Here is a 25,463-nt window from a genome sequence, read left to right on the forward strand (position 1 = left end):
ACTATTAGTTTTTAACAACTTTTTTCGAAATTTTCTGTCCGTTCTTCAATTTCAATTCAACGATATACACACCGTTTGAAAGTGCTTTCATATCGATTTGATTGTTTGAAATCTGAACATCTACTTTTTGACCTACCAAATTGTAAACAGCAACGTTATCAATCGTAGAATCTGCTTTGATATTTAAAATACCATTCGTAGGATTTGGATAAACACCGATGGTAGCTGCATTTAATCTTACATCAATAGTACCTAATTGTGTAAAATCTTTGATACATCTTACAGCTTCTCCCTGACCTCTCGGTGCTCCGGAAGTTGGCTGTGCATTCCCTGTTCCGATATATAAAAACTTACCACCTGAAGTCGCCGTATCTGAACTCCAGTAATATCCTCTTTCTCCAACAAAAGTAAATCCTCCTGTTGAGCTGCTTCTGTATCCTCCTGCAGGTAATTTCAAGTAACTGTTAAATGCTGTTGCCGGATTATTAATACCTTCTGCATTTACTGCTGAAACCCACTCTGCTGAAACCGGAAGTCTCCAACCCTGACCTACTTTTTTACAAGGATCTGCACTCACTGCTGAAGTTACATCTGAAGAAGAAGCTGCCGTCCAAGCATCACTAGTAGCATTTGTTGCCCACCATGAAGAACCTGAACCACCGATGATATAAGAACTATTTCCTCCCGTGATTCCTACTGGTGAATTTGGACTAGGCGCTGAATTAGTTGTTGAATTTCTCAACTGGTGACCATCATCCCATCTTCCCCACTGGAATAAATCTCCATAAGAATCTTCATCATTAAAAGTGGTAGCCACTCTTGTACTTCCTAAATTTTGCTGGAACCAAACTTTCCCATCTGCACCTCTTACCGTTGTGTAAACAACTTGCTGACCTTGATAGAAGAAAGATACACATCCTAGATCTCCAGGGTTATTTCCCGGATCTGTATTGTTACAAGTTGGAATTGTATTATTACTTGTGATTGAAATTCTTTTCACCTTTGTTCCAGCATCTGAATACGCTAAAACCAAATAATTATTAGCCTTATCAATTGCTAAATCATTATAAGTCGCCTGCCCGTCAGAGATAAAATCTCCTCCGAATTTTTCCCAGACTTGATTAGCATTTAACTTAAATACTGAATTTTTCAGATAATTATCATTTTCGAAACGACTCCCCACCACATAAGGTTCTCCTGAAGGCGTAACAGCAATGGCAACGTGCTGCACTCTTCCTTCACTGAAGTATTGATTTCCAACCGCTACCCAAGAAGTTCCATCGAATTTTTTAACATTTAATTTAGTTCCGTTTGTTGAATTGGAAACATAGGCAACATATATATTGTTATTTCCATCAATCGCAATATCCGAAGTATACTGCTCGCTTGCTGCAGCACCATCTACAATACTTCCGCCAACCAATTCCCAATTGTCTGTAGCACTCGCAGTCGTAGAATTTACATAGACTCTTAAACCACTTGATACGTTTGCCGTATATACTTTATTGTTGGTTCCGATTACCATTTCTGCATACATGGCACCGTTGGAAAAACCTGCATTCCCAACTTGCTCCCAAGCGCCGTTTACATAACGAGAAACAGTTCCTGAGTTATGATTTCCGAACGTAAATAAAACATTAGAAGGTGAAACTGCCGAAGCATGGTAATTTACAGAGGTATTGGTTGAGTTTGGTAACGAATTCCAAGATGTTCCGTTAAACTGACGAACTTCCATTCCCGAACCTGGATATCCGATCTGATTTGTATAATAAATATTGCCTAAACCGTCTACTGATAAAGAATTATAAAGCGCAGTTCCTGTTGTAATTCCCGCACTTCCTCCTGCATAAGACCAAGTATTTCCGTTAAAAACCTGAACAGAGCCTTTTGCTACTGAAGTATCATAATATGAAAGATAATATTTTCCTGCATTATCTACAACCAGATTGTTATAGCTACTTCCTCCGGCCGAAACCGTTGCCACACCTCCTACATTCTCCCATTGCTGAGCGTATGAATATGTACTTGCGAATGCCAAAACACCGAGACCAACCCCGATTTTTTTCATCGCCACGTGTAAATTTCCGAACATAATCAATATTATTTTTATTTATTCTAAATTATATTTAATTTTGCGCAAAATTACTTCTCATTATTAACCTCAAGTTATCATTTCCGAACTTTTTGTTATCCTATGTGAAGCTTTTATTTTAAAATGTACCACAAAAACCGCGCATCGTATGAAGCAAACTAAGAACGGATCTATATTCCAGTCCGATGATATACAAATAGTACTGCATGAAGATTCGTATGCGGAACATTATTTGAAATCGAATTTTATTGAAGGAAAGTCGAGCTTCAATCTTCTTTTTTTATTAAGTAACAATATTCATCTGGAAGCCAATGACTGCGGTGCTAATTTTCTTTTCAAGAAAAACCAGTACATTCTTCATTATTCTTCATTAGACAGCTCGGCAGAACTTTGGACGGAAAATCAGGATAGTTTAAAATATTTGCAGATTCAGATTAATTATAATTATATATTCAATCTCATTAATCCGGAAGCCAATAGAGAAAACGCGGAAATTTTGGAGAGTATGATTAAGAATAATTTCATCTTTCTCCATAAAAAAACGCCACCGGATATGACGGTAGAAATGCACATGATTTTGAAAGAGATCATCAGCTATTCAAAAAAAGGCGTGATGCAGAAATTGTTTGTGGAAGCCAAAATCATCAAGCTTCTTATTTTGATTTTTGAGCAATTTAATAGTAAAAATGTAATCGATAACACCCCAAAAACATCTTCTATCATCAAAAAATTCATCGATGAAAATTATCATAAAAATATTAAAGCTGAGGAAATCGGAAAGCTGATTGGGATGAATCAGAATAAAATCAGAAAAGAATTCAAGGCACAATATCAGATGACTGTCACCGATTATATTTCTGAATTGCGAATGCTAAAAGCTAAAAAACTGATCATCAACAAAGATATGATGATTAAAGAAATTGCTATTGAATGCGGATATGAATACGTTCAGAATTTCACAAGAGCCTTCAAAAAGAAATTCGGAGTTTCGCCTGAAAAGCTTCGAACGAATTAAAAAAAAGAAAACCACTTAAAAAATTAAGTGGTTTTGTATATGTTGTTTTGCTTTGATATTACTTCCTCGGAATTCATGTGAGAAAGCAATGACTATCAATTAATGATGTCCGTGACTATCGTGACCGTGGTCATGAATAAAAGGCCCGTGACCTTTAGGCTCGTTGAAGATTACTTCAACACCTTCTTGTTCTGTAAGCAATTTGCTTCTGATATCTTCCGGATCGAAAGGTTTTACTTTACCGAAATACTCTTTTAAACCTTCAGTCAACCACATAGGAATTACCAATCCGAAGAACATGAAAATACACCAGAATCCTACTAGGAACATTGTTACGAAGAAAATCGTCCAAAGGAACTGGTAAAACGGCCAAAATGCTGATAAAATCGTTATCATTCTTTAAAGATTTTAGGCAAAAATAAGGCTTTTTATTGTTTTACACAAAACATACAAGCCCTATTTTGTTATTTATTTTGATTTTAATTAAAAGACTAAAAGATGATAGACGGATAGATGATAGATTATTCACTCTTTTATCTATTTTCGATCGTCTATTATCTATCTGTCTTAATGCGCAAGATTCGCAAAGAAATCATTTCCTTTATCATCAGTAATAATGAATGCAGGGAAATCTTTCACCTCGATTTTTCTTACTGCTTCCATTCCTAATTCCGGGAAATCGACTACCTCAACAGACACAATATTATCTTTTGCCAAAATTGCAGCAGGACCTCCGATTGAACCAATATAGAAACCACCATATTTGTTACATGCGTTGGTAACGTCTGCTGTTCTGTTTCCTTTTGCCAACATCACCATGCTTCCGCCATGGCTTTGGAATTCGTCAACATAGACATCCATTCTTCCTGCCGTTGTTGGTCCAAAACTTCCTGAAGCCATTCCTTCCGGGGTTTTTGCAGGTCCCGCGTAATAAATTGGGTGATTTTTGAAATATTCAGGCATGGGTTGTCCAGCGTCCAATAATTCTTTGATTTTTGCGTGAGCAATATCTCTTGCAACGATCAATGTTCCGTTTAATTTTAATCTCGTTTTGATTGGATATTTTGAAAGCTCTGCTAAAATTTCAGACATAGGCTGATTCAGATTAATTTCAACTGCTTCTTCCAAATGTGGCGGAGTTGTCGGTAAAAACCTTTTCGGATCTTGCTCCAACTGCTCCAAGAAAATACCTTCTTTGGTAATTTTTCCTTTAATATTTCTGTCTGCTGAACAAGAAACTCCCATTCCCACTGGACAAGAAGCCGCGTGACGAGGCAATCTGATTACTCTCACGTCGTGTGTTAAATATTTTCCACCAAACTGAGCTCCAATCGCACTTTCCTGGCAGATTTTCTGAACCTTTGCTTCCCATTCCAAGTCTCTGAAAGCCTGTCCAGCCTCATTTCCTTCAGTCGGAAGATTATCGTAATATTTTGCAGATGCTTTTTTCACTGCAGCCAAATTCGCTTCCGCAGAAGTTCCACCAATAACCAAAGCTAAGTGGTAAGGCGGACAAGCAGCTGTTCCTAGATCCGAAATTTTCTCTTTGATGAATTCTTCAAGAGATTTTTCGTTCAATAAAGACTTAGTTTTTTGATAAAGGAAAGTTTTGTTAGCAGAACCTCCTCCTTTCGTTAAGAATAAAAATTCATAATAATCTCCCTTTTTAGCATAAATATCAATCTGCGCCGGAAGATTTGAACCAGAATTTTTCTCATCAAACATTGTTAAAGGAACCACCTGAGAATATCTTAAATTTCTTTTTTGGTAAGTATTAAAAATTCCTTTGCTTAAATATTCACCGTCGTCAACGCCTGTGTAAACATTTTCTCCTTTTTTACACATCACAATCGCTGTTCCCGTATCTTGGCAAGAAGGTAAAGCGCCTTCCGCAGCCACTGCAGCATTTTGCAATAAATTATAAGCAACGAATCTGTCGTTATCTGTCGCTTCAGGATCGTCGATAATTCTTCTCAAACTTTCAAGGTGCGAAGAACGAAGCATAAAAGAAACATCCGCCATCGCCTCTTCTGCAAGAAGTTCAAGACCTTTCGGATCTACGGTTAAAATTTCTCTGTCTCCCAATTTTTCAACTTTCACATACTCTGAAGTCAATTTCTTATACACCGTATCATCTTTCGTGATCGGATACGGATCCTGATATCTAAATTCCATTCTACTTTTAATTTTTTCGATGCAAAAATACGGCTTACGCAAAAAAACATGAGCAAAATCAGTGATTTAGATTGATATTTATAATGATTATAAATTGCGAGAGTTTTCATTATTGAGTAACTTTAACAATTAAGGCTAAGGTTGAGATTGAGGTTAAAATTCACCTTAAACTTAGCATAAACCTTTAAAATAAATTTCACAATGAATTACAGAATAGAAAAAGACACCATGGGTGAAGTGCAGGTTCCTGCAGATAAGTTTTGGGGAGCACAAACAGAACGTTCGAGAAACAATTTCAAAATCGGTCCGGAAGGCTCTATGCCACACGAAATTATTGAAGCTTTTGCCTATTTAAAAAAAGCGGCAGCATTCACCAACACTGATTTGGGAGTTCTTCCTGCTGAAAAAAGAGATATGATCGCAAAAGTGTGTGATGAAATCTTAGAAGGAAAATTGAACGATCAGTTTCCTTTGGTCATTTGGCAAACCGGTTCGGGAACGCAATCAAACATGAACGTAAATGAAGTTATTGCCAATCGTTCACACGTAAATGCGGGAGGAAACTTAGGTGATAAAACTGAAGTTCATCCGAATGATGATGTGAATAAATCTCAATCTTCGAATGATACGTATCCAACCGCAATGCACATTGCAGCGTATAAAAAAGTGGTGGAAACGACAATTCCAGCAGTGGAAAAATTAAGAGATACATTAAAAGAAAAATCAGAAGCATTTAAAGATATTGTAAAAATCGGAAGAACGCATTTGATGGATGCAACTCCACTAACTTTAGGGCAGGAGTTTTCAGGATATGTCGCTCAATTGAATTATGGAATTAAAGCGTTGAAAAACACTTTACCTCACCTTTCAGAATTGGCTTTGGGAGGAACTGCGGTTGGAACAGGCTTGAATACTCCGCAAGGTTACGATGTAAAAGTGGCTGAGTATATTTCAAAATTCACGAATCTTCCTTTTGTGACGGCAGAAAATAAATTTGAAGCTTTGGCTGCTCACGACGCGATTGTTGAATCTCACGGCGCTTTAAAGCAATTAGCCGTTTCATTATACAAAATTGCTCAGGATGTGAGATTATTGGCTTCTGGACCACGTTCAGGAATCGGGGAAATTCATATTCCTGAAAATGAGCCAGGTTCTTCGATTATGCCTGGAAAAGTAAATCCTACCCAAAACGAAGCCATGACGATGGTTTGCGCACAGGTTTTAGGAAATGATACAACAATTTCGTTCGCAGGAACTCAGGGAAATTACGAACTGAATGTTTTCAAACCTGTCATGGCGTACAATTTCTTGCAATCTGCTCAGTTGATTGCTGATGCCTGTATTTCATTTAATGATCATTGTGCGGTTGGAATCGAGCCGAATCATGAAAGAATCAAAGAACTGGTTGACAAATCTTTGATGTTAGTAACGGCTTTGAACACCCATATCGGTTATGAAAATGCTGCAAAAATTGCAAAAACTGCTCACAAAAATGGTACAACATTGAAAGAAGAAGCTATAAATCTTGGACTTTTAACTGCTGAACAATTTGACGAGTGGGTAAAACCTGAAGATATGGTGGGAAGTTTGAAATAATGTAATGGCTGGAAGAGGGAGGCTAGAAGCGGGATGAATATAAATATCAACTTCTGACCCCAATTTTTCAGAGAAAATAAATGAATAAAACCTTAGAGAAATCTGAGGTTTTTGTTTTTTATAATTGATTGAAATACAATTTTTTAAATAAAATCATTTTCGAATTATTTTTTTTCATAAATTAGTGATATAAATACAAATCATTATAACAAATTACTATGAAAAATTTAAAGAAAATCAAGAGACAGAATTTAAAAGAAGTTTTAGGAGGACACACTTGCCCCGGAAACCTGATCCATGTACAATGGAATGGCTACCATGCCTGCTGTATTACACCTCCGCCGGGTGGAAATCCCTGTAACGGAACGGCTTGCCTTATTCCTGTAGATATGTGCGACGGCGGATTGAGCTAAAATGTATAAATAGTTGATAAAAGATTTCAAAAAAGAAAGGTCGGAGAATTTTCTCTGACCTTTTATATTTAACTTAATGCTGGTGATGAAACCTGATCTGCAAAATATTGCTCTAAGTCTTTCAACGTTTCCGGATTGGTTTGAATATCTTTTACCAATTTTCCTTTATTCACTACAACAATTCGGTTGCAGACTTCCGTTGTATGCGAAAGATCATGACTGGAAATAAGGAAAGTAACACCTTCCTGTTTTGATAATTCTTTAATTAGATTCTTTAATTTAATTTGCGTTGAAGGATCGAGATTGGCAAAAGGTTCATCAAGAATTATAATTTCAGGATTTCCGATTATCGCACCTACGATCCCTACTTTTTTCTGATTTCCTTTTGAAAGATCACGGATATATTTTCCTGAATTTAAAATTTCACCACTGAAGAGATCATGAAACTGATTTAGAAATTCGTCTACCGAAGCTTTGTTCTGACCTCTCAGCTCACCGATAAAGTAAAAATATTCTTCCGGCGTAAGATAGCCTATCAAAAATGTATCGTCTACAAACGCTGAAACTTTACTTTTCCAGGCTTCAGATTCGTTTACTTTAATTCCATCAACACTTACGAAACCTGTTGTTGGTTGGATAAGATCGAGCATTAGACTAAAAAGCGTTGTTTTTCCGGCTCCGTTATTTCCCACCAGTCCGAAAGTTTCTCCTTTAGGAATTTCAAGGTTTTCTATATTTAAAACGGTAGCATTTCCGTATGTTTTAGATAAATTTTGTATTGTGATCATGATATTAAGCTTTATTTTTAAATGCGTCTATGGTACTATATTTTTCCACTTTATAGTGTTTTACAATAATGTCGAAAATTTTCTCTCTCAATAAAAATCCTATCAAACCAATAATTGCTATACTTACAACACTGGCTGTGATTCCGAAGAAATATTTAGCACCGGCAAAAACTGCCATCGGTAAAAGCATTTTAGGAATGAGTAGAAGTAAAGATTTTAAATTGAAACTATTTTTTTGTCCGAATCTTTTTTCTTTAGAATTAAGATCGATCTGCATTTTATTGTAAGCACCCGACCATAAGGTAAATTGTGAATTAACTCCGATATTATAAATTCCGGCAGCAAGAAATGTTAAATAAATTTCCCATCCGAAATAAGCATAGCACAGCGCCAACACAATGGAAACCGCAGTTACAATATTCATCAGCCACCATTTTGCCTTGATGTATTCTTTATAAGGAACATTCAAAGTCATCATTAAAGGATAATACGAGCTATCAAATGCAGGAACTCTTTGCCCAAATAAAAACTGAAAGCCTCCCGTTACAAAAAGCCCCATAAACATCATCATCGCCGGCGTTTTATAAACCGAGGAAGAAAACATCAACATTCCGTAGAACAAGAAAAAGAAACTTCCGATTAAAATACCTTTGGTTACTTTATTTCGTCTCAGCATTTTAATATCGTTGTTGATAAACGTCCCGATCACTCCATATTTATTCAGAAAAGCGATATTTTCCGTTTTACCGACTTCTTTTTTGACTTCTAAACCTTGATCTAGATAAAAATCTTTAAAAATAGAATTAAATGAAATTTTCCATAAACCAGAAAATAAGCTGATTGCGATCACTACAAAATACGGCCTTTCATAGAAATTATAAAAGAAAGTTTCGGCATACGAAAGCACAGGAACGATATTATAATATCCCAACGCAGCAATTCCTGCAATCAGAATTCCAATTCCGATGGCAATATTTTCTTTCTCATTCAGAAGAATATTGATAAAATTATTCAGGTAAAAGAGTAAAGAAACACCTAAAAACCAAGTCAATATTCCTAAAAAGCTGAAACCATTCCACAAAGCAATAACTGAAAAAGTGATAAAGAAAAGCGAATTCAGCCAGCTGAAAGGAGACAGAAAAGTTTTGATCAACATATAATTAACCAACGTTTTCTTCGAAATATTCATCGTCAGAAAAGGCTTGATATTCTGCGTCGGCAATTGCTGCATCATGTATTTAAAAATAAGATCCGCAAGCCAGACAATAATTAAAAATCGGGAAACAATCTTCAAAGGATCTAAGTTCAGTTCTTTGTGAATATAATAGTAAGCGCCAAATGCTCCGCCCACAAGACACGCCATAAAATAAAGAATTCCCAGTAATCTGAAAATCTTCATGGCAAGATTCATCCCCAACGACGAACCACGAAAAAAACTTTTGATCTCTAAACGTAAGAATTTTACAAACATAGCTCAGTTTTAATCATTAGTTATGATTTTGTAAAATATGTTACAGTTTTCTAATGAAAAATGTAGTCTTTAAACAAAAAAAGACCTCTAATCAGAAGTCTTTCTATATATTTTAATATGAATTTTTATTTTATCCGATAAGCTCTTTCGCCTGTGCCAAAGCTGCTTCGGTAATTTTGCTTCCTGAAAGCAATTGTGCAATCTCGTTCAGCTTTTCTGCATCGCTTAAAGGAACAATATTGGACTGCGTTTTTCCGGCAATATCCTGTTTTACAACCTTATAGTTATTATTCCCTTTTGCAGCAACTTGGGCCAAGTGAGAAATAACAATCAGCTGCATATCTTTAGACATTTCGCGCATCAGATTTCCGATTTCTTCGGCAACTTTCCCTGAAACACCGGTATCAATTTCATCCAAAATTAAAGTTGGAAGATCGTCACTTTCAGCAATAATTTTTTTCACTGCCAACATGACTCTGGATCTTTCACCTCCTGAAATGGCCGTTTGAATCGGTCTTAAAGGAAAACCTGAATTCGCCTGAAATAACAGCTGAATATTTTCTTTTCCGAAAGAATTGAATTCTTCAGAATGCTGTAATTCAATATCAACTTTTGCTTTTTCAAGACCTAACTGCTTCAATAATTTTTCGGCTTTCGAAATGAAAACAGGGACACTTTTTTTTCTGTTTTGCGCCAGTTTATCAGCTAAAATCTGTAATGACTTTTCTTTTTTAGCAATATTTTCCTGAATTTCAACAATATATTCTTCCAGCTCAGAAGCTCCTTTTTGTTCACCTGATAATTGATCTCTGAGATCTTTCAATTCATTAATATCAGCAACATTATGTTTAATAAACAAACTGTTGAGCTTATTATTAAGTTCCGTTAAAATCAAAAGATTCGCCGGATTGATCTCTATTTTTTCAGACTCGTTTTCAAGCTCCGAAATAATATCTTTCAATTCAACAAAAGACTGCTCAAGCCTTTCATCAAGCTCCACAAAACCATTGGAAACTTCAGCAATTTTTGAAAGCTTATTTTTTGCTTCATGGAAAAAGGATAAAATCCCGATTTCTTCCTGATGAAATCTCGACAAAACCTGACCGATATTTTCTGAGATCATCTCCGCATTTTCCTGAATAGAAAGCTGATTTTGAAGATCTTCATAATCTACATCATCAAGATTCAGTTCAGTTAATTCGTTCAGTAAAAACTGCTTATAATCACTTTCCTTATTGCTTTCAGCAAGTTGAGTCTGCAATTTTTTAAGCTGAGTTTTTAAACTTTGAAATTCTGAAAATTCAAACTGATAATCTTCAATCAGCTTTTTATTTTCTGAAAGTCCATCGATTATTTTAAACTGATATTCAGAAGTAAAAAGATTAGACGTTTCAAACTGAGAATGAATATCAATCAGTTGCGAAGAAAGCTCTTTTAAAATATCAAGCGTTACCGGAACATCATTTATAAATGCCCTCGACTTTCCTGAAGGTAAAATTTCTCTACGGATGATGGTTTGGTGTTCATAATCTAAATCATTCTCAATAAAGAATTTTTTGAACTGATTATTTAAAGCAAATTCCGTTTCTACCACGCTTTTCTCTTCCGATTTTGCAATAGATTTTACGTCTGCCCTTTCGCCCAAAATGAGTCTCAGTGCTCCAAGAATAATAGATTTCCCAGCTCCTGTTTCACCGGTAATAACCTGTAAACCATTGTTTAGTGACACTTCAAGAGTATCAATTAATGCAAAATTTTTAATATAAATTCTCGATAGCATTGATAAGCAAATTACTTTAGGTATTGCAAATATAAAACTTTAGAATCGTAAAAAATTATTTCCATTTACTCCATCTGGAGTCTGTATTTTTTGGAGAGAACAGCATCATTAGCTGTTTCAAACTGGCAATATCGATTCCACCGTTGTTGGTAGAATTAAAGATATTAAAAATCTCATCAGCCTTCGTTACGAGAAAAAGATCGAGGAAATAATTCTGTGCAAAAGAGTTTTCATACATTTTCAACTGCATTAAAGCATCGAAAATAACTTTTTTACCTGGTGCTTGATCCTGATTAAATAAATTATCTAAACCCGCTCTATGATATGAATAATATGAAGAACGCAATTGCGCCATATTTGGATTCATAATCTCTCGAATTAATTGAGATCTGTTTCTAGGCTCGTTTACCTGCTTCCAGCCTTCGTAATTGTTTTGAGACTCTCCGTTTTGTGCGATCTGCTGCGCTTTTTGGAACCATTGAGTTCCTCCCATTGATTGGAAACTGTCTGCATCATACCCTAAAATCACATACACATAAAAACTGATTACATCAATAAGGTTTTTACCGGAAAACTGTCTTTCATTAAATATAAGATTTTCATTTTCAATATATTCAAAAGAAAATCTTTGATCCTGAAGATTAAGTAAAGGAGACTCATAATTGGTATTAAAAACCGGACGAACCGCCTGAATAATAATACTTCCCTTAAACCTATTGGCATCTCTTTCTGCAATTACAATTGCGAAATTACACTTTACTTTTTCGAAATTCTGAAGTCTCTTCCCCGTCCAGCTTGTATTATTGATAAAATCTTTGAGACTTTTCTCCAGCGCTTTAAAAGCCTGTGTATTACTACCCTGCACCTGTTGAGAATTCACCTGAACGGTAGCCAGCAATTCCTGAGAAAAACTTGTAGTATATATGAAAAGTAGTAAAAATAAACTTATAATTTTTTTCATTGTCTTATTAAAAATTGAGAACGGAAATTTATTAAAATTATTTTAAAAGTTGAGTTTCAACGAAATCCAAAATATCTTTCGCCACCTCATCCTTCGATTTTAAATTAAACTCTGTTTTCTCTGTTTTGGTGAATATTTTAATTTTATTAGTATCATTCTTGAAACCCGCGCCGCTGTCACGAAGAGAATTCAGAACAATCATATCCAGATTTTTCTTTATCAGTTTACCCTTTGCATTTTCCTCTTCATTTTGAGTTTCCAAGGCAAAACCTACTAAAAACTGATGCTTTTTATTTTCACCCATTGTCTTCAGAATGTCCGGATTTTTCACCAATTCAATCGTCAGATTTTCATCATTTTTTTTGATTTTTTCCTTCGCCACTTCTTTAGGAGCATAATCCGCAACGGCAGCACTCGCAATCGCAATATCTACATTCTCGTAAAATTCAAATACTTTGTCGAGCATTTCTTTTGCTGAAGTAACCTTATGTAAATCAACGTTTTCACTATGAATTTTTTGAGAGCTCGGCCCCGAAACTAAAATTACTTTCGCACCTCTTTTTGAAGCTTCTTCGGCTAATGAAAAGCCCATTTTTCCGGATGAATGATTTCCTATAAATCTCACAGGATCAATTGCTTCATACGTTGGTCCAGCAGTAATCAAAACCGTTTTTCCTTCAAGGCTTTTATTTTCATTTGAATTAAAAAAATTTTCTATCGCTTTCGCAATCATTTCCGGCTCAGCCATTCTTCCTTGCCCAACCAACCCACTCGCCAGTTCGCCACTTTCAGCAGGAATAATAAAATGTCCGAAATCTTCAGCCATTTCTAAGTTTTGCTTTGTTGAAGGATGTTGATACATATCCAAATCCATTGCAGGAGCGATGAAAACAGGGCATTTTGCAGACATATACGTAGCAATGACCAAATTATCACACATTCCGTGCGTCATTTTAGCCAATGTATTTGCGGTGCATGGAGCAATAACAATTACATCTGCCCAAAGCGCCAATTCCACATGACTATTCCAGGTTCCGTTATCACTGTAAAAATCTGAGTACACAGGTTTTTTAGATAATGTTGATAAGCTAAGCTTGGTAACGAAGTTTTCAGCATCGGGCGTCATGATCACCTGAACTTCAGCCCCTCTTTTTATAAAATCTCTTATCAGAAAATGAATTTTATAGGCTGCAATACCTCCGGAAACAGCTATGAGAATCTTTTTCCCTGAAACGCTCATGTAGTTTTAATTTTAGAATACTAAATTACTTATTTTTTCTCAGAACGCGGCTTTATAGAACGATAAAGGTCATAAAAGAAACAACTCCTTTATGACCCTCATCTATAAAAAACATATTGTATTTTATTTTCTGTCTTCAGTTTTTCTGAAGTAAACGTCTTCATTCAACCACTCTTCAATTGCGATAGAAGTTGGTTTTGGAAGTTTTTCGTAGTGCTTAGAGATCTCAATTTGCTCTCTGTTTTCGAAAACTTCTTCTAATGTAGAATTGTGAACAGCAAACTCGTCTAGCTTATTGTGAAGCTCAGTACGAATTTCAGCATTAATTTGCTCTGCTCTTTTTCCCATGATAACAATAGCTTCATAGATTGAACCTACTTTATCTTCAATCTTATCCTTATCGTAAGTGATAGTATTTACTTCTGCTTTTGTATCTTTTACACTCATTTTGAGAAATTTAATTTATTTTAAGTTGGCAAATTTACGAATTATCTTTGAATTTTGAAAGTCGCTGCCGGCGGAGGTGTCTGAAGCGCTGCACTATCCCTCTGGATCTGCATTGCCTTCTTCTCAGCATCGATTTGATTTTTCACCTGCTCATCAGATTTTTGCTTTGATGCTAGTAAATCTGCTTCTTTTTTCTGCTTTGCCGTTAATGTTGCAATTCTTTCTTCCGTTTGTTTTTTAACAATAACGAAATTCGCTTTTTCTTTTTCTAATTTTTTTCTTAGATCTAAAGCTTTTTTAGAATATTCTGTATTCGGAAGATCTTTTTCAACCTGTCTTGTAAATGCCAAAGCACTTTCAATACGCTCGTCTTTCAAATCATAAATAGATTTTGCGGCAAGCTGATAACGAGAATCCATGATATATCCATAGATTTTCGGACGAAGTTTTGTACTTGGGAAATCGTTCAATACATTTTCCAACGCTGTATTTGCAGCTTTATATTCACCCATGTTGAAATATTGTCTTGCATTTTCAAAAGCTTTAAATTCAAGCTTGTAAGACAATTCATCAATCATCGTGTTGATATTCTTAGATCTTTCAGACGCCGGATATTCGTTCAGGAAATTCTGCAATTCATTAATTGCCAATTCTGTACTCGACTGATCCAAATTATAATCCATTGAACCTTCATAGTAGCATAATGCTGATAAATAGGCAGCTTCTTCAGCTCTTGGATCTTTCGGAAAGTTGATCGAAAAGTTTTTAAACTGATGCCCCGCCAATTTATAACTCTTGTCATAATAGTTAGCAGAAGCCGTATTATAGGCAACATTTGGGAAATCATCTGTTCCGGCAACAAGATTCGCAAGTCTGTCGTACAATGCCAAAGCATTTTTCCATTTCTTTTTAGCGAAGTTTTCATTGGCTACTTTCAGGATGTACGCTTTGTCAGCACTTTTCATTGCTTTATCTTGCTGACTAATACATGATGACACTACAGCTACAGCAAAAAGACCTAAAATATATTTTTTCATATAAAAAATTCAACAGTTTTCGGATTATATAACCGATCTATTAATTTGCAAAAATATAACTTTTTTGTCAATAGATTTTTTTTTATGAATATTTAACGTAATTTTAGTCCGCAGCGTATCCCAAAATTGCAAAAACGCTCATTAAAAGATTCATTCTTACTTTTTTTTCGGCTTCTTTGGCATAAGATTCTTCATTTTTGCTCGGAACATACAATTCATAAAAATTTTTATTCCTGATCACAAATAAAGTAGAGCCAATAATCGTTGTTAAAATATCTTCCGGTCTTGGAGTATAAGTAAAAACACCCGATGCCACTCCTTTTTTAATGACATCATCCAGCTTTTTTACAAATAATTGATAGAAATCCAGCAGTTCATCTTTCAGGTTTTCGGTATGACGAAGCTCCTGAGTAACAAAACCGTGGAAATAATTGTATTTAAATAACTGAGAAACAATATATTTAATAATTTCCTTCATTTGCATTTCCGGCTTCCCGTCTTTTATAGTATCTGCAAATTCAGAAAAATTCTCTCTCGTTTTCAGCACACGGTACTGATAAAGATAAGACATCATTTTTTCCTTCGACCCAAAATAATAAGAGATCATAGCAACATTAATATTTGCTTTCGAACAAATATCCCTCACCGACGTTCCTTCATATCCTTTTTTCGCAATCAGCTCTTCGGCGATGTCTAATATGTGGATTTGTTTTTCTGTAAATTTTTTTCTCATGAAATGTGGCTTTCAGGTAAAGTTAAGAAATTTTTAACACATTTATAAACGTTCGTTTAAGAAATTTACATTAAATCTAAATAAATAGTATTTTTGACCATGGAATTTTTTGATTTTCACCATCATAAGAAAAACATCAGCAACGGAATTTATAATATTAATATTGAAACAGTTCCGCCGGATTTCCCTTATTCAATTGGTATTCATCCGAAAGAAATAGACATTCATCATATTGAAAATCAATTCAATTGCCTTGAATCAAACATCACTAAAAACTGTTTTGCCATTGGAGAATGCGGCTTGGATTCTTTTGCTGAAACAGATCAGAAAACGCAAGAAGAAGTTTTTTTAAGACAAATAAAATTCGCCAACGAGATCAAAAAACCAATCATTGTTCATTGTGTACGGAAATTTTATGAAGTAATTTCTTTAAAAAAATATGCTAAACAACCCATGATCATTCATGGTTTTAATAAAAAACAAAGCATTGCCGACGATTTGCTTAAAAATAATTTTTATCTGAGTTTTGGAAAAGCCGTTTTGTATAATTTATCTTTGCAAAATACTTTGAAAATTACTCCTTTAAATAAAATCTTTTTAGAAACCGATAATGACGATTTCAATATCGAAGAATTATATCTGAAAGTTTCGGAAATTAAAGAGATTTCCCTGGAAAATTTAAACAAACAAATTGTAGAAAATTTAGAGACGATAAAAAATGGATAAATATTGGTTGGAAAGAACAGAACTTCTCGTAAAAGAAGAAGGTTTGGAAAAGTTGAACAAAGCAACAGTTCTGGTTGTAGGATTGGGCGGAGTTGGCTCTTTTGCTGCTGAATTTTTGGCAAGAGCAGGCGTTGGAAACATGACAATCGTAGATGGTGACACCGTAGATATCACCAACATTAACAGACAATTACCCGCTTTACGATCTACCGTTGGAAAACACAAAGTAGAAGTGGTTGCGGAAAGACTTTTAGACATTAACCCGGATCTTAATTTAACGAAAATCAATGAGTTCCTGAACCCTGAAAGAATGGATGAAGTCTTAGATTCCGCAAAATTCGATTATATTTTGGATTGTATCGACAGCGTGACTCCGAAACTTACATTAATTATTGCAGCTAAAAGAAGAAAAATAAAAATCGTGAGCTCTATGGGCGCAGGCGGAAAAACTGATCCGAGTAAAGTAATGGTGCGAGACATCAGCAAAACGGAACATTGCCGCCTTGCAAGACAGGTAAGAAAAAGGCTGAAAAAAGAGAAAATAGACAGAGGCGTTCGTTGTGTTTTTGCAAATGATATTCAGGATGAAGAAAGCCTGAAAATGACCGACGGAACCAATTATAAAAGATCTTTCTACGGAACCATAAGTTATATGCCTGCTATTTTCGGGCTGTACACTGCTTCGGAAGTGATTAATTATTTATTGAAAAAAGATTAATTTTTTTCTATTATTCTTAAATATGCTTTGACTTCGCTTAGCTTGACAATTCTAATATCTACTGTCTTATTTTAGCGGTAAAATTGTAGCGGTGTCATGCTGAGCGAAGTCGAAGCATCTCTATTAAAATCAAAAAACAAGAAAATTTCCCCTATATTTACAGTCCGTAAATGACAAATTTCAAATATCCCAGAGCCGAAAAACTCAAAAAAAATACCGAGATCTCTTTGCTTTTCGAAAAAGGCAAATGGAAAACGAATGGGAATTTGAGAATTATTGTGCTAAAAGATAAGCCTTCAGCGCCTGTTGAAAGTAATAAATTTGCAGTTTCGGTTTCTAAAAAATATTTCAAAAAAGCGGTTCACCGAAATCGTATCAAAAGACTTTTGCGTGAATGTTACCGTTTAAACAAAGAACTTTTCAAAGAAGCTTTTGGCGAAAAAACAGCAGCCATGCTATTTTGGGTTTCCCCGGAATTACCTCAGAAATTTCAGGATGTTGAAGCACAATTCATCAAACTTTGTCAGGCTCAGCATCAGAAAAAATCTTAGTTTCTTTATCTGAAATTAATCTTTTTTATTATTCGTTTTTTGAACCATTAAGAACATTTAAGTGGTTAAGCTTAGTTAAGGAAAAATCAAATTGATTTTTCTCTAAATTTGATCTTATCTTAATTTCCTAAACTTCTTAACAGAAATCTTAATGGTTTAACTAAAGGGGGTTCATAATAATTTAAAATTTGAGGAAAGTAAAGTTGGGAAATTTCACCATCAATTGTTCCAAACTTTATTACTTAGATTTTGTAACTTTAGGGAAAACAATTAATCTGAAAATTAAAATGTTAGACCAAGTTCCCTATTTACCTTACGTCTTAAGCGCGTTTATTGGAATCGGATTGGCTGCAGCCACAGGATTTCGGGTATTCCTGCCAATGTTTGCCGTAAGTTTAGCTTCCTTTATGGGCTGGATTCCTATGAATGAACACTTTGAATGGCTTTCAGGGCTTCCCACGCTAATCACCACAGGAATTGCAACCATCGTGGAAGTTTTGGCCTATTACATTCCTTTTGTGGATCATTTATTAGACACTTTATCAGTTCCATTGGCAACGATTGCGGGATCTGTACTTTTTGCCAGTCAGTTTGCAGATCTGGGAACATTTCCTCAATGGGCTCTGGCACTTATTGCCGGGGGAGGAACCGCAGCGACGATTAGCTCGGGGTTTGCGGGAATTCGGGCAGCCTCCACAGCTACAACGGGAGGATTGGGAAATTCAGTCGTCGGAACCACAGAAACTGCAGGCGCAGGAATTATGGCGGTTTTAGCGATGGCTTTGCCCATTTTTGCAGGTATTTGTGCTATTGTTTTGGTAATCTTTATTTTAGTCGCCGGAAGAAAACTCTGGAGAAAATTCAAAAATAGAAAAACGGCAGCGAGCACTCCATAAAAAAATCCCGATTCAAAAACCGGGACTTCTATTAATTTTTTGTTCTTATATCTTTTACTTCCTGAATTTTAGCTTCAAAATGCTCTTTTTTCTCAGGATGCTTTTTGATTAATATTTCAAAAGCTTTAATGGCTTTGGTATACAATTTTTGTTCTGTATATAAATTGGCTAGCGTCTCCGTCATTAAGTGTGAAATATCTCCGGTTTTTTCTTTCACAACATACGAGCTTTCATCTTTTAACTGACTGATTCTCGGATTATTTTCAATGAAAGTCTCAATCGCTTTAGTCTTAATCTGCGTTTTTTGTTTATCTTCTTCCTCCGGTCTGTCGATTTTCAACCAACTTTGCCAAGTATTGATAAATCCGGGAACATTGCTATCCAGAATATTAGGCAGTTTCTTTTCTTCAACAACCTTTTTAATCTCTTCCGGTTTTTCTTCCTTAACTTCTTCTTTTATAGGTTCAGTAGGTTTCCAGCTTGAAATATCAGAACCAAAGAACGACACATTCATTACAGGAGTTTCTTCCTTTGAATCAGACGACTTCTCTTCTTGTACAGCTTCTTCAGGAGTTTTAAATTCTTCAGCTTGATCTTCAATTAATTCAGGAGTATCTTCAACGATGGGTAAAACTTCTTCCGTTTTTACTTCATCTTTAATTTCCTCTACTTTTGGAGTTTCAACAATTACAGGCTCAGTTTTAGGCACTTCAACCTGTTGGTTTTTAGACAATAAAGAATCAGGAACATGAGATTCAAAACTCATTGGTTTCCATGCAGATTTTATTTCTTCAACTTCTGAAACCGCTTCATTTTCATTAATTGTTTCTTCAATTTGTTCTGAAGATTGCTCCTTTTTTTCAATAGATTCAACTATTTCAGCAACAAGATTTTCTTCTTTTGCCTCTTCATGTTTAACCTCAAAACTTTGAGTTTCAGCAAAGCTTATATCGTGATTTCCAACAGGTTCAGTTTCTTCTTTTGCTTCAGAAGCTACTGATTTTGTTTCCTTCATTTTCTTTTCAACCTCTTCAATCAAACGACGCATTTCATCTTCATGTTTATTGATATTTGGTTGAATAATATCTTCCTCTTTTATTGGAGTTTCTGTTCGTTCAGATTCAATCTTAATTTCTGGAAGGAAAGAATCCGTCCCGTGGAAACTTAGTTCAGAATCATCCTCAACAATCGTTTCTTCAGCATGATCTGAAGCAATTTCCTCTTCATGAATAATCGTTTCCGAAGTAAATTGTGTATCTTTTTCTTCTGTTGAATGATCCTCTTCTTCAATAACAGATTCTTCTTCAGTGGTATTTAATTCAGAATCAATTTCAACATTTTCTTTTTCAGTTTCTTCCTGAATTTCAATTGTTTCCTGATTTTCAACTTCGGCATTTTCTACAACCTCAGTTTCAGGATTTAATGATTCTGTTTCGTGGAAACTTATATTTTCTTCATCATTTACAGTTTCGTTAACTTTCTCTGAAGAAATATGATCTTCATTAATGATGACTTCAGGCGTAAATTCGGCATTTTCGTCAGCAAGTGTTTCATTCATGAAATCTTCTTCGCCTTCAAAAAGAATTCTGTTTCTTTCGCCGTTTACGTAAATATAATTTGCATCAACTTCAGATGTCTGAATTTCACAAGATTCCTGATCTTCAACAATTTCAAGATTTTCAGGTTCTGCGATGACAGCTTCCGGCTCAACAGGAATTGATAAATTTTGATTTAAATCCTCCTGATTTAGTTCTATTTGTTGAACTTTATCTTCTCTTTTTAGAGGAAAATTGCTGCTTTTATAAACATATTGGAAGTTATTTTTTACAACTCCCTCCTTTTGTTCTTCAACTTTTTCAACCTTCACAACGACCTCAGGTTTCGGCTTTTCTTTTTGTTGAATTTTACCGTTAATTAACTGATACAGAATCTTTTTATCGGTAGTATAAGCTGCTGTCGTTGAAAGCTCTTTCTGGTAATTTTCTTTATCAAAAAGGTGAACTCCATACAAATGCAGTGCCCTGATATTCTGGATATAGGGAAAAGAATTGATCTCTTCTTTCAAAAGACCTAGATCTTCTGACTGAATGTGCTTCGGGTTCTTTAATAATTCTAAAACTCTGGGATTCATCTTACCAATTGGCTACAATATCGTTAAATATTTTATTAATAATTCTGTCCGTCACAATTTTCACCTGAGATGCCTCAATATCAGATTGCGACAAGCTACTGTTGAAAACGGCTTCGTCTGAATACGTTCTGTCAAAGCTGGAATCAGGGTGTATTTTATTTTCATAATGTACTTTCACCGTGATCGTCAGCTTATTCTGTGATTCTTGAACTACCCCACCAACGTTGTTACTCGTTGTTGTAGAACTGATGGTTGTAGGCGAAATGGAATAATCTGTAATTTCACCTTCAATCAGAATATCAGGATTTTCTTTGGTTCCTTTTAAGGTTGTTCTCTGTAAAAAACGGTTCTGAATATCTGTTGAGAACTGTTGCGCCAACGCCGGATTTACCAACGCTGCATTATTCGGAAATTCATTGATCTGCACAGTTTTTTCATCCGTTAAAGACGAACCTGTAAAACTGTAGCAAGACTGTAAAAATCCTAAACAGATAAACAAAAGCCATGTAAATTTAGGCTGATTTGTTTTAATTTGACTTAATTTAATATTCATTTTTTACTCCGATTTCTTTTATTTCGTCATGCTCAATCTGCTGCATTGCATCCTCAAAAGCAAAATAATTGGCTGTATAATTCAACGGTAAAGTAAATAAAATACCTATTCCGCAGGCTAAAATTCCCAATTGAGAAAGTATTCCCACAACAATTGCAAAACCTAGAATAGACCAGAAGTTGCCTTTTGTCATTACTTTAGACATATTCCAAGCTTTTTTAATGTCTTTTACTTCTCCTAATGAAATAAGAGCCGGAATATAAAATCCTCTGAAAATGACATAAAATAAAGCTATATAAAAAACGATCATACAAACAACGACCATCACTGGACCTACCGCAGAATCATCACCACCAATTCGTGTAAGAAGCGTGATAAAAAATAGTGGAATAAAAAGTAAAAGCATACCACCAAAAATAATCAGCTGCAACATCAAATAAGGCATGAAATCATCAAAATTAAAAATTTCTCCGGGCCCTGTATTCTGTCCTTTTCTTAGCTTTCGGCAATATTTATATAAATTTCCCATTCCCAGCATTCCGCAAAGGGGAATAAATGCCATAATAAAGCAAAAAATAACAGCCAGCAAAAGATTTCCAAAGTTATTCTTCAGAAATTCAAATCCGTTGCTCAGGTATTCTCCAAATTTAAAATTAATCGGTTTCGCGTTCAGTTCCGTCATTTATGTATTATTTTAATTATCAGTCTTCTAAGTTATATTGTTTTATTTTTCTGTATAATGTTCTTTGTGAAATTCCTAATTCGTCTGCCGCTTTGTTTCTCCTTCCTTTATGCTTTTCTAAAGCTTTTACAATCAGGTCTTTTTCGTTGTTTTGAAGAGATAAAGATTCAGGCTTATTTTCCTCAATTTCAATATCTTCGATGTCTTCATAGCTTTCTTCCGGCGAAGCCATAATCGTTGAATTTTGAACGACAGGCGTATTATTTCCGTTTTCAAAATACAATAAAGAATTCTGGCTTATAGGCTGTTGCGTTTCAGGAGTATAAATTCTGTTGATCAGATTTTTTTCCTGATTGCTCAAATCTCCCGCTCCGCGATTTTTTATTAATTCCGAAGTTAAGGATTTTAAATCATTTATATCATTTCGCATATCGAAGAGAATCTTGTACATAATTTCTCTTTCGCTGCCGAAATCGTTTTGTTTTTGGGTATTTGGCGTATTCACCACCATCGGAAGATGTGTTTCCATGGGAATGTACTCTGCCAGTTTTTCCACCGTTACGTGTCTGTCTCTTTCTACAACCGTCATTTGCTCAACCAGATTTCTCAACTGACGAACATTTCCGGGGAAAGAATAATTTTCAACATAATGAACAGCGCTTGGTTCCAATTCCAGCTCAGGCATTCTGTATTTTTCAGCAAAGTCGATTGCAAACTTCCTGAATAACAAATGGATATCTCCTTTTCTTTCTCTTAAAGCAGGCATATCGATCTGAACCGTATTTAAACGATAATACAAATCTTCACGGAATCTTCCGTCATGAATTGCCTTCATCATATTCACATTCGTAGCCGCCACAATTCTCACATTCGTTTTCTGAACCTGAGAAGAACCCACTTTCATAAATTCACCGCTTTCCAAAACCCTTAACAAACGAACCTGCGTCTGCAAAGGAAGTTCACCAACCTCATCAAGGAAAATTGTTCCGCCGTCAGCAACTTCAAAATAACCTTTTCTAGTTGTTGTAGCACCGGTAAAGGCTCCTTTTTCGTGCCCGAATAATTCGGAATCTATCGTTCCCTCAGGAATTGCTCCACAGTTAACGACAATATACGGCTGATGTTTTCTTTTCGATTCTGAATGAATGATTTTTGGAATAAATTCTTTCCCCACACCACTTTCTCCAATGACTAAAACGGAAATATCGGTGGGTGCTACCTGAATAGATTTTTCCAAAGCTCTGTTTAAAGCCGGAAAGTTCCCAATGATACCAAAACGGTTTTTTATATTTTGTAGCTCGTTGCTCATAAGTAAATTTTTAGATTATTGATTTAAATTTAATCTACAATTAATCAATGAATTGCAGATTCATTTTAGTGATACGATGAATGATATTTTCATCTTATTTTTTAAGAATTAACTCTTAAAATCTAAATAATCTTTGTTTCTTATCTTCGAAACTTTATCTTTTAAATATGTGCTATCAGTAAAATTATAATCTTTGCTTTGTTTTTCAAAATTTAATAACGACAAATCATGTTTTTGCCTTTCGGAATAAGCCAAGCCAATATCCGAATTATTAAATCCTAAATTATGCTGAATTTCAGGAAGAATTTTCCCGACAACTTCAATTGCTTTATCCTTTTGATTTAAAGCCTGATAAGCTGTTTTCTTTTTAGTAAAATAAATTTGAGAATCACTATGCTGAGATTCAAAAAACTGGCTATAAATCTCGCAAATCTTCCTACAGTCTTCATTTTCAATGACTCCGTTGGTTACTTGCGCCGAGATATTGTTATAAATTATTACCAATAAAACACTAAGGCAATATTTTTGAAATTTTTCCATTGTCTTTTTTATAGGTTAATATTGATAATAATTTACTTAATTTTTTATTTTTCGGTTCGATTGTTATTCCGCAATTCTCCCTAAAAGCGTGCCTTGCGTGTTATCATAAACAAAAACGTTCACAATGTCACCAATTTTTTGACCTTCTGCCATATCGAAAACGCAAACGGCATTCTGAGAGTTTCTACCTTTCCACTGATTTTTATTCTTCTTGGAAATTCCTTCAATTAAAATCTGGTGAACTCTTCCTACATAACCTGCCATTCTTTTTCTTGACAATTCGCCTTGCAAAGCAATAACCTCAGCCAAACGTCTTTGTTTTACGTCTGCCGGAATATTGTCTTCCATTTTCTTGTGAGCAGGTGTTCCCGGTCTTTCTGAATACGCGAACATATAACCGTAGTCATATTCCACTTCTTTCATCAGACTTAAAGTATCCTGATGATCTTCTTCAGATTCGCTGCAGAAACCAACGATCATATCCTGAGAAAATGCAACTTCCGGAACAATTTCTTTAGCTTTTTTAATTAAATCTAAATATTCTTCACGCGTATGTTGTCTGTTCATGGCTTCAAGCATATTATTGCTTCCGCTCTGAACCGGTAAATGAACGTATTTACAAATATTTTCGTGCTTTGCCATCATCTTGAAAACATCAAGACTCATATCCTGAGGGTTTGAAGTTGAGAATCTGATTCTCATTTCCGGAACAGCTTTAGCCACCAAATCAAGCAAGTGAGCAAAATTAACAGCAGTAGCCTTTTGCATTTCAGAAGCTTTGGCAAAATCTTTTTTCGGTCCGCCACCATACCAAAGGTAAGAATCTACGTTTTGACCCAACAATGTAATTTCTTTATAACCGCTGTTCCAAAGATCTTTACATTCATCCAAAATAGAATGCGGATCGCGGCTTCTTTCTCTACCTCTTGTAAACGGAACCACACAGAACGTACACATATTATCGCAACCTCTAGTGATTGTAACATAAGCAGTTACCCCATTTCCGCCCAAACGAACGGGGTTAATGTCTGCATAAGTCTCTTCTTTGGAAAGAATTACGTTAATGGCATCTCTTCCATCTTCAGTTTCTTTTAAAAGATTTGGTAAATCTCTGTAAGCATCGGGACCAACTACAAGGTCGACCAATTGTTCTTCCTCTAAAAATTTTGTTTTCAGCCTTTCTGCCATACATCCGAGAACACCCACCGTCATATTCGGCTTTTCTTTCTTTAGATTTTTAAACTGAGAAAGACGCATTCTTACGGTTTGTTCCGCTTTTTCACGGATTGAACAGGTATTTAAAAGGATAAGATCTGCTTCTTCAACCTTCATTGTTGTATTGTATCCCTGTTCATTAAGGATAGAAGCAACGATTTCGGAATCCGAGAAATTCATTTGACAACCATAGCTTTCTAAAAATAATTTTTTAGAGTTTTCAGGTCTTTCTGCAATTGCAAAAGCCTCTCCTTGCTTGGTTTCGTCTATATATTTTTCTTGCACGATAGTCTTTTTTAAGGTTTAAAGCCTAAAATTTAGGGTTTATTGCATATCACTTTGAACTCAAAATCATAAACTTTGAACTTATTGAATTTGCAAAGATACAAAATAT

The 25,463-nt window shown here is 35.1% G+C and carries 24 protein-coding genes; 7 read left to right on the top strand and 17 right to left on the bottom strand.

All coding sequences use genetic code 11. The annotated features are described in order from the left end of the window. Positions 1 to 4: 4 nt before the first annotated feature. On the bottom strand, positions 5 to 2,092 hold the full coding sequence (locus OXQ85_RS11630) for a T9SS type A sorting domain-containing protein (RefSeq protein WP_267404732.1): 2,088 nt from the start codon (positions 2,090 to 2,092) through the stop codon (positions 5 to 7). 148 nt (positions 2,093 to 2,240) lie between these two features. On the opposite strand from OXQ85_RS11630, the gene OXQ85_RS11635 reads away from it, so the two are divergent. Continuing rightward, on the top strand, positions 2,241 to 3,107 hold the full coding sequence (locus tag OXQ85_RS11635) for an AraC family transcriptional regulator (protein WP_267404735.1): 867 nt from the start codon (positions 2,241 to 2,243) through the stop codon (positions 3,105 to 3,107). Between the two features lie 99 nt (positions 3,108 to 3,206). Here the strand turns inward: OXQ85_RS11635 and OXQ85_RS11640 are convergent, their stop codons facing one another. Both OXQ85_RS11640 and OXQ85_RS11645 read right to left on the bottom strand, forming a co-directional pair. Then, positions 3,207 to 3,503: a hypothetical protein gene (locus OXQ85_RS11640; protein WP_267404738.1), complete on the bottom strand. Its 297-nt coding sequence runs from the start codon at positions 3,501 to 3,503 to the stop codon at positions 3,207 to 3,209. A 171-nt stretch (positions 3,504 to 3,674) separates the two neighbouring features. Next, on the bottom strand, positions 3,675 to 5,282 hold the full coding sequence (locus tag OXQ85_RS11645; protein ID WP_267404740.1) for a fumarate hydratase: 1,608 nt from the start codon (positions 5,280 to 5,282) through the stop codon (positions 3,675 to 3,677). A 201-nt stretch (positions 5,283 to 5,483) separates the two neighbouring features. On the opposite strand from OXQ85_RS11645, the gene fumC reads away from it, so the two are divergent. Continuing rightward, positions 5,484 to 6,878 carry a class II fumarate hydratase gene (gene fumC, locus OXQ85_RS11650; RefSeq protein WP_267404742.1) on the top strand — a complete coding sequence of 465 codons (1,395 nt, stop codon included), beginning with the start codon at positions 5,484 to 5,486 and terminating at the stop codon, positions 6,876 to 6,878. Positions 6,879 to 7,096: 218 nt separating this feature from the next. After that, entirely contained in the window at positions 7,097 to 7,291 is a 195-nt protein-coding gene (locus OXQ85_RS11655) for a hypothetical protein (protein ID WP_267404743.1), read from the top strand. Positions 7,292 to 7,359: 68 nt separating this feature from the next. Here OXQ85_RS11655 and OXQ85_RS11660 read toward each other — a convergent pair whose 3' ends face one another. From OXQ85_RS11660 to OXQ85_RS11695, 8 genes are all read right to left on the bottom strand, one after another. After that, positions 7,360 to 8,079, bottom strand: coding sequence for an ABC transporter ATP-binding protein (locus tag OXQ85_RS11660; protein WP_267404745.1), 720 nt, complete (start codon positions 8,077 to 8,079; stop codon positions 7,360 to 7,362). Positions 8,080 to 8,083: 4 nt separating this feature from the next. Beyond that, positions 8,084 to 9,550, bottom strand: coding sequence for a DUF5687 family protein (locus tag OXQ85_RS11665; protein WP_267404747.1), 1,467 nt, complete (start codon positions 9,548 to 9,550; stop codon positions 8,084 to 8,086). A gap of 130 nt (positions 9,551 to 9,680) precedes the next feature. Beyond that, the gene (locus OXQ85_RS11670) at positions 9,681 to 11,330 is read right to left on the bottom strand and encodes a DNA repair protein RecN (RefSeq protein WP_267404752.1); all 1,650 of its coding nucleotides are present in this window, start codon (positions 11,328 to 11,330) and stop codon (positions 9,681 to 9,683) included. A 55-nt stretch (positions 11,331 to 11,385) separates the two neighbouring features. Beyond that, positions 11,386 to 12,291 carry a DUF4835 family protein gene (locus tag OXQ85_RS11675; RefSeq protein ID WP_267404754.1) on the bottom strand — a complete coding sequence of 302 codons (906 nt, stop codon included), beginning with the start codon at positions 12,289 to 12,291 and terminating at the stop codon, positions 11,386 to 11,388. Between the two features lie 37 nt (positions 12,292 to 12,328). Further along, positions 12,329 to 13,531 carry a bifunctional phosphopantothenoylcysteine decarboxylase/phosphopantothenate--cysteine ligase CoaBC gene (coaBC, locus tag OXQ85_RS11680; RefSeq protein WP_267404756.1) on the bottom strand — a complete coding sequence of 401 codons (1,203 nt, stop codon included), beginning with the start codon at positions 13,529 to 13,531 and terminating at the stop codon, positions 12,329 to 12,331. Positions 13,532 to 13,654: 123 nt separating this feature from the next. Further along, the gene (locus OXQ85_RS11685; RefSeq protein WP_047424579.1) at positions 13,655 to 13,978 is read right to left on the bottom strand and encodes a DNA-directed RNA polymerase subunit omega; all 324 of its coding nucleotides are present in this window, start codon (positions 13,976 to 13,978) and stop codon (positions 13,655 to 13,657) included. Positions 13,979 to 14,019: 41 nt separating this feature from the next. Beyond that, positions 14,020 to 15,015: an outer membrane protein assembly factor BamD gene (bamD, locus tag OXQ85_RS11690; protein ID WP_267404761.1), complete on the bottom strand. Its 996-nt coding sequence runs from the start codon at positions 15,013 to 15,015 to the stop codon at positions 14,020 to 14,022. A 103-nt stretch (positions 15,016 to 15,118) separates the two neighbouring features. Further along, complete coding sequence (locus OXQ85_RS11695; protein WP_267404763.1) at positions 15,119 to 15,748, bottom strand: TetR family transcriptional regulator; 630 nt, start codon at positions 15,746 to 15,748, stop codon at positions 15,119 to 15,121. 99 nt (positions 15,749 to 15,847) lie between these two features. On the opposite strand from OXQ85_RS11695, the gene OXQ85_RS11700 reads away from it, so the two are divergent. The 4 genes from OXQ85_RS11700 (at position 15,848) to OXQ85_RS11715 (ending at position 18,639) form a co-directional block, all read left to right on the top strand. Further along, positions 15,848 to 16,474: a TatD family hydrolase gene (locus tag OXQ85_RS11700; protein WP_267404764.1), complete on the top strand. Its 627-nt coding sequence runs from the start codon at positions 15,848 to 15,850 to the stop codon at positions 16,472 to 16,474. After that, positions 16,467 to 17,192 carry a tRNA threonylcarbamoyladenosine dehydratase gene (locus tag OXQ85_RS11705; RefSeq protein WP_267404766.1) on the top strand — a complete coding sequence of 242 codons (726 nt, stop codon included), beginning with the start codon at positions 16,467 to 16,469 and terminating at the stop codon, positions 17,190 to 17,192. The genes OXQ85_RS11700 and OXQ85_RS11705 overlap by 8 nt, the downstream gene beginning before the upstream one ends. A 170-nt stretch (positions 17,193 to 17,362) precedes the next feature. Then, a complete protein-coding gene (gene rnpA, locus OXQ85_RS11710; RefSeq protein ID WP_267404768.1) occupies positions 17,363 to 17,743 on the top strand; it encodes a ribonuclease P protein component in 381 nt (126 codons plus the stop codon). Between the two features lie 287 nt (positions 17,744 to 18,030). After that, positions 18,031 to 18,639 carry a DUF4126 domain-containing protein gene (locus OXQ85_RS11715; RefSeq protein WP_267404851.1) on the top strand — a complete coding sequence of 203 codons (609 nt, stop codon included), beginning with the start codon at positions 18,031 to 18,033 and terminating at the stop codon, positions 18,637 to 18,639. A 31-nt stretch (positions 18,640 to 18,670) separates the two neighbouring features. Here OXQ85_RS11715 and OXQ85_RS11720 read toward each other — a convergent pair whose 3' ends face one another. The 6 genes from OXQ85_RS11720 to miaB all read right to left on the bottom strand — a co-directional run bounded on the left by OXQ85_RS11720 (position 18,671) and on the right by miaB (position 25,354). Further along, a complete protein-coding gene (locus tag OXQ85_RS11720; RefSeq protein ID WP_267404769.1) occupies positions 18,671 to 20,770 on the bottom strand; it encodes a hypothetical protein in 2,100 nt (699 codons plus the stop codon). A 1-nt stretch (position 20,771) separates the two neighbouring features. Continuing rightward, complete coding sequence (gene lptE / locus OXQ85_RS11725; RefSeq protein ID WP_267404771.1) at positions 20,772 to 21,323, bottom strand: LPS assembly lipoprotein LptE; 552 nt, start codon at positions 21,321 to 21,323, stop codon at positions 20,772 to 20,774. Further along, positions 21,313 to 22,005, bottom strand: a complete 693-nt coding sequence (locus OXQ85_RS11730) for a hypothetical protein (protein ID WP_267404773.1) — start codon at positions 22,003 to 22,005, stop codon at positions 21,313 to 21,315. Before OXQ85_RS11730 ends, lptE begins: the two co-directional genes overlap by 11 nt. Positions 22,006 to 22,024: 19 nt before the next feature. After that, entirely contained in the window at positions 22,025 to 23,314 is a 1,290-nt protein-coding gene (locus OXQ85_RS11735; protein WP_267404776.1) for a sigma-54 dependent transcriptional regulator, read from the bottom strand. 108 nt (positions 23,315 to 23,422) lie between these two features. Continuing rightward, the gene (locus tag OXQ85_RS11740) at positions 23,423 to 23,854 is read right to left on the bottom strand and encodes a hypothetical protein (protein ID WP_267404779.1); all 432 of its coding nucleotides are present in this window, start codon (positions 23,852 to 23,854) and stop codon (positions 23,423 to 23,425) included. A 63-nt stretch (positions 23,855 to 23,917) separates the two neighbouring features. Continuing rightward, positions 23,918 to 25,354, bottom strand: coding sequence for a tRNA (N6-isopentenyl adenosine(37)-C2)-methylthiotransferase MiaB (gene miaB / locus OXQ85_RS11745; protein WP_267404782.1), 1,437 nt, complete (start codon positions 25,352 to 25,354; stop codon positions 23,918 to 23,920). Between the last annotated feature and the right edge of the window lie 109 nt (positions 25,355 to 25,463).

It is taken from the genome of Chryseobacterium sp. GM_Chr_2 (genome assembly GCF_026540445.1).
In the GTDB taxonomy this organism is placed as follows: Bacteria; Bacteroidota; Bacteroidia; order Flavobacteriales; family Weeksellaceae; genus Chryseobacterium.

Bases quoted from the DNA above. Each gene is read 5' to 3' on its own strand.
- OXQ85_RS11665 (WP_267404747.1), bottom strand. From the start codon at position 9,550: ATGTTTGTAAAATTCTTACGTTTAGAGATCAAAAGTTTTTTTCGTGGT.
- OXQ85_RS11700 (WP_267404764.1), top strand. From the start codon at position 15,848: ATGGAATTTTTTGATTTTCACCATCATAAGAAAAACATCAGCAACGGA.
- OXQ85_RS11630 (WP_267404732.1), bottom strand. From the start codon at position 2,092: ATGTTCGGAAATTTACACGTGGCGATGAAAAAAATCGGGGTTGGTCTC.
- fumC (WP_267404742.1), top strand. From the start codon at position 5,484: ATGAATTACAGAATAGAAAAAGACACCATGGGTGAAGTGCAGGTTCCT.
- OXQ85_RS11655 (WP_267404743.1), top strand. From the start codon at position 7,097: ATGAAAAATTTAAAGAAAATCAAGAGACAGAATTTAAAAGAAGTTTTA.
- OXQ85_RS11695 (WP_267404763.1), bottom strand. From the start codon at position 15,748: ATGAGAAAAAAATTTACAGAAAAACAAATCCACATATTAGACATCGCC.
- OXQ85_RS11660 (WP_267404745.1), bottom strand. From the start codon at position 8,079: ATGATCACAATACAAAATTTATCTAAAACATACGGAAATGCTACCGTT.
- OXQ85_RS11740 (WP_267404779.1), bottom strand. From the start codon at position 23,854: ATGGAAAAATTTCAAAAATATTGCCTTAGTGTTTTATTGGTAATAATT.
- rnpA (WP_267404768.1), top strand. From the start codon at position 17,363: ATGACAAATTTCAAATATCCCAGAGCCGAAAAACTCAAAAAAAATACC.
- bamD (WP_267404761.1), bottom strand. From the start codon at position 15,015: ATGAAAAAATATATTTTAGGTCTTTTTGCTGTAGCTGTAGTGTCATCA.
- OXQ85_RS11685 (WP_047424579.1), bottom strand. From the start codon at position 13,978: ATGAGTGTAAAAGATACAAAAGCAGAAGTAAATACTATCACTTACGAT.
- OXQ85_RS11705 (WP_267404766.1), top strand. From the start codon at position 16,467: ATGGATAAATATTGGTTGGAAAGAACAGAACTTCTCGTAAAAGAAGAA.
- coaBC (WP_267404756.1), bottom strand. From the start codon at position 13,531: ATGAGCGTTTCAGGGAAAAAGATTCTCATAGCTGTTTCCGGAGGTATT.
- OXQ85_RS11720 (WP_267404769.1), bottom strand. From the start codon at position 20,770: ATGAATCCCAGAGTTTTAGAATTATTAAAGAACCCGAAGCACATTCAG.
- OXQ85_RS11735 (WP_267404776.1), bottom strand. From the start codon at position 23,314: ATGAGCAACGAGCTACAAAATATAAAAAACCGTTTTGGTATCATTGGG.
- OXQ85_RS11645 (WP_267404740.1), bottom strand. From the start codon at position 5,282: ATGGAATTTAGATATCAGGATCCGTATCCGATCACGAAAGATGATACG.
- OXQ85_RS11715 (WP_267404851.1), top strand. From the start codon at position 18,031: ATGTTAGACCAAGTTCCCTATTTACCTTACGTCTTAAGCGCGTTTATT.
- OXQ85_RS11730 (WP_267404773.1), bottom strand. From the start codon at position 22,005: ATGACGGAACTGAACGCGAAACCGATTAATTTTAAATTTGGAGAATAC.
- OXQ85_RS11675 (WP_267404754.1), bottom strand. From the start codon at position 12,291: ATGAAAAAAATTATAAGTTTATTTTTACTACTTTTCATATATACTACA.
- OXQ85_RS11670 (WP_267404752.1), bottom strand. From the start codon at position 11,330: ATGCTATCGAGAATTTATATTAAAAATTTTGCATTAATTGATACTCTT.
- OXQ85_RS11635 (WP_267404735.1), top strand. From the start codon at position 2,241: ATGAAGCAAACTAAGAACGGATCTATATTCCAGTCCGATGATATACAA.
- lptE (WP_267404771.1), bottom strand. From the start codon at position 21,323: ATGAATATTAAATTAAGTCAAATTAAAACAAATCAGCCTAAATTTACA.
- OXQ85_RS11640 (WP_267404738.1), bottom strand. From the start codon at position 3,503: ATGATAACGATTTTATCAGCATTTTGGCCGTTTTACCAGTTCCTTTGG.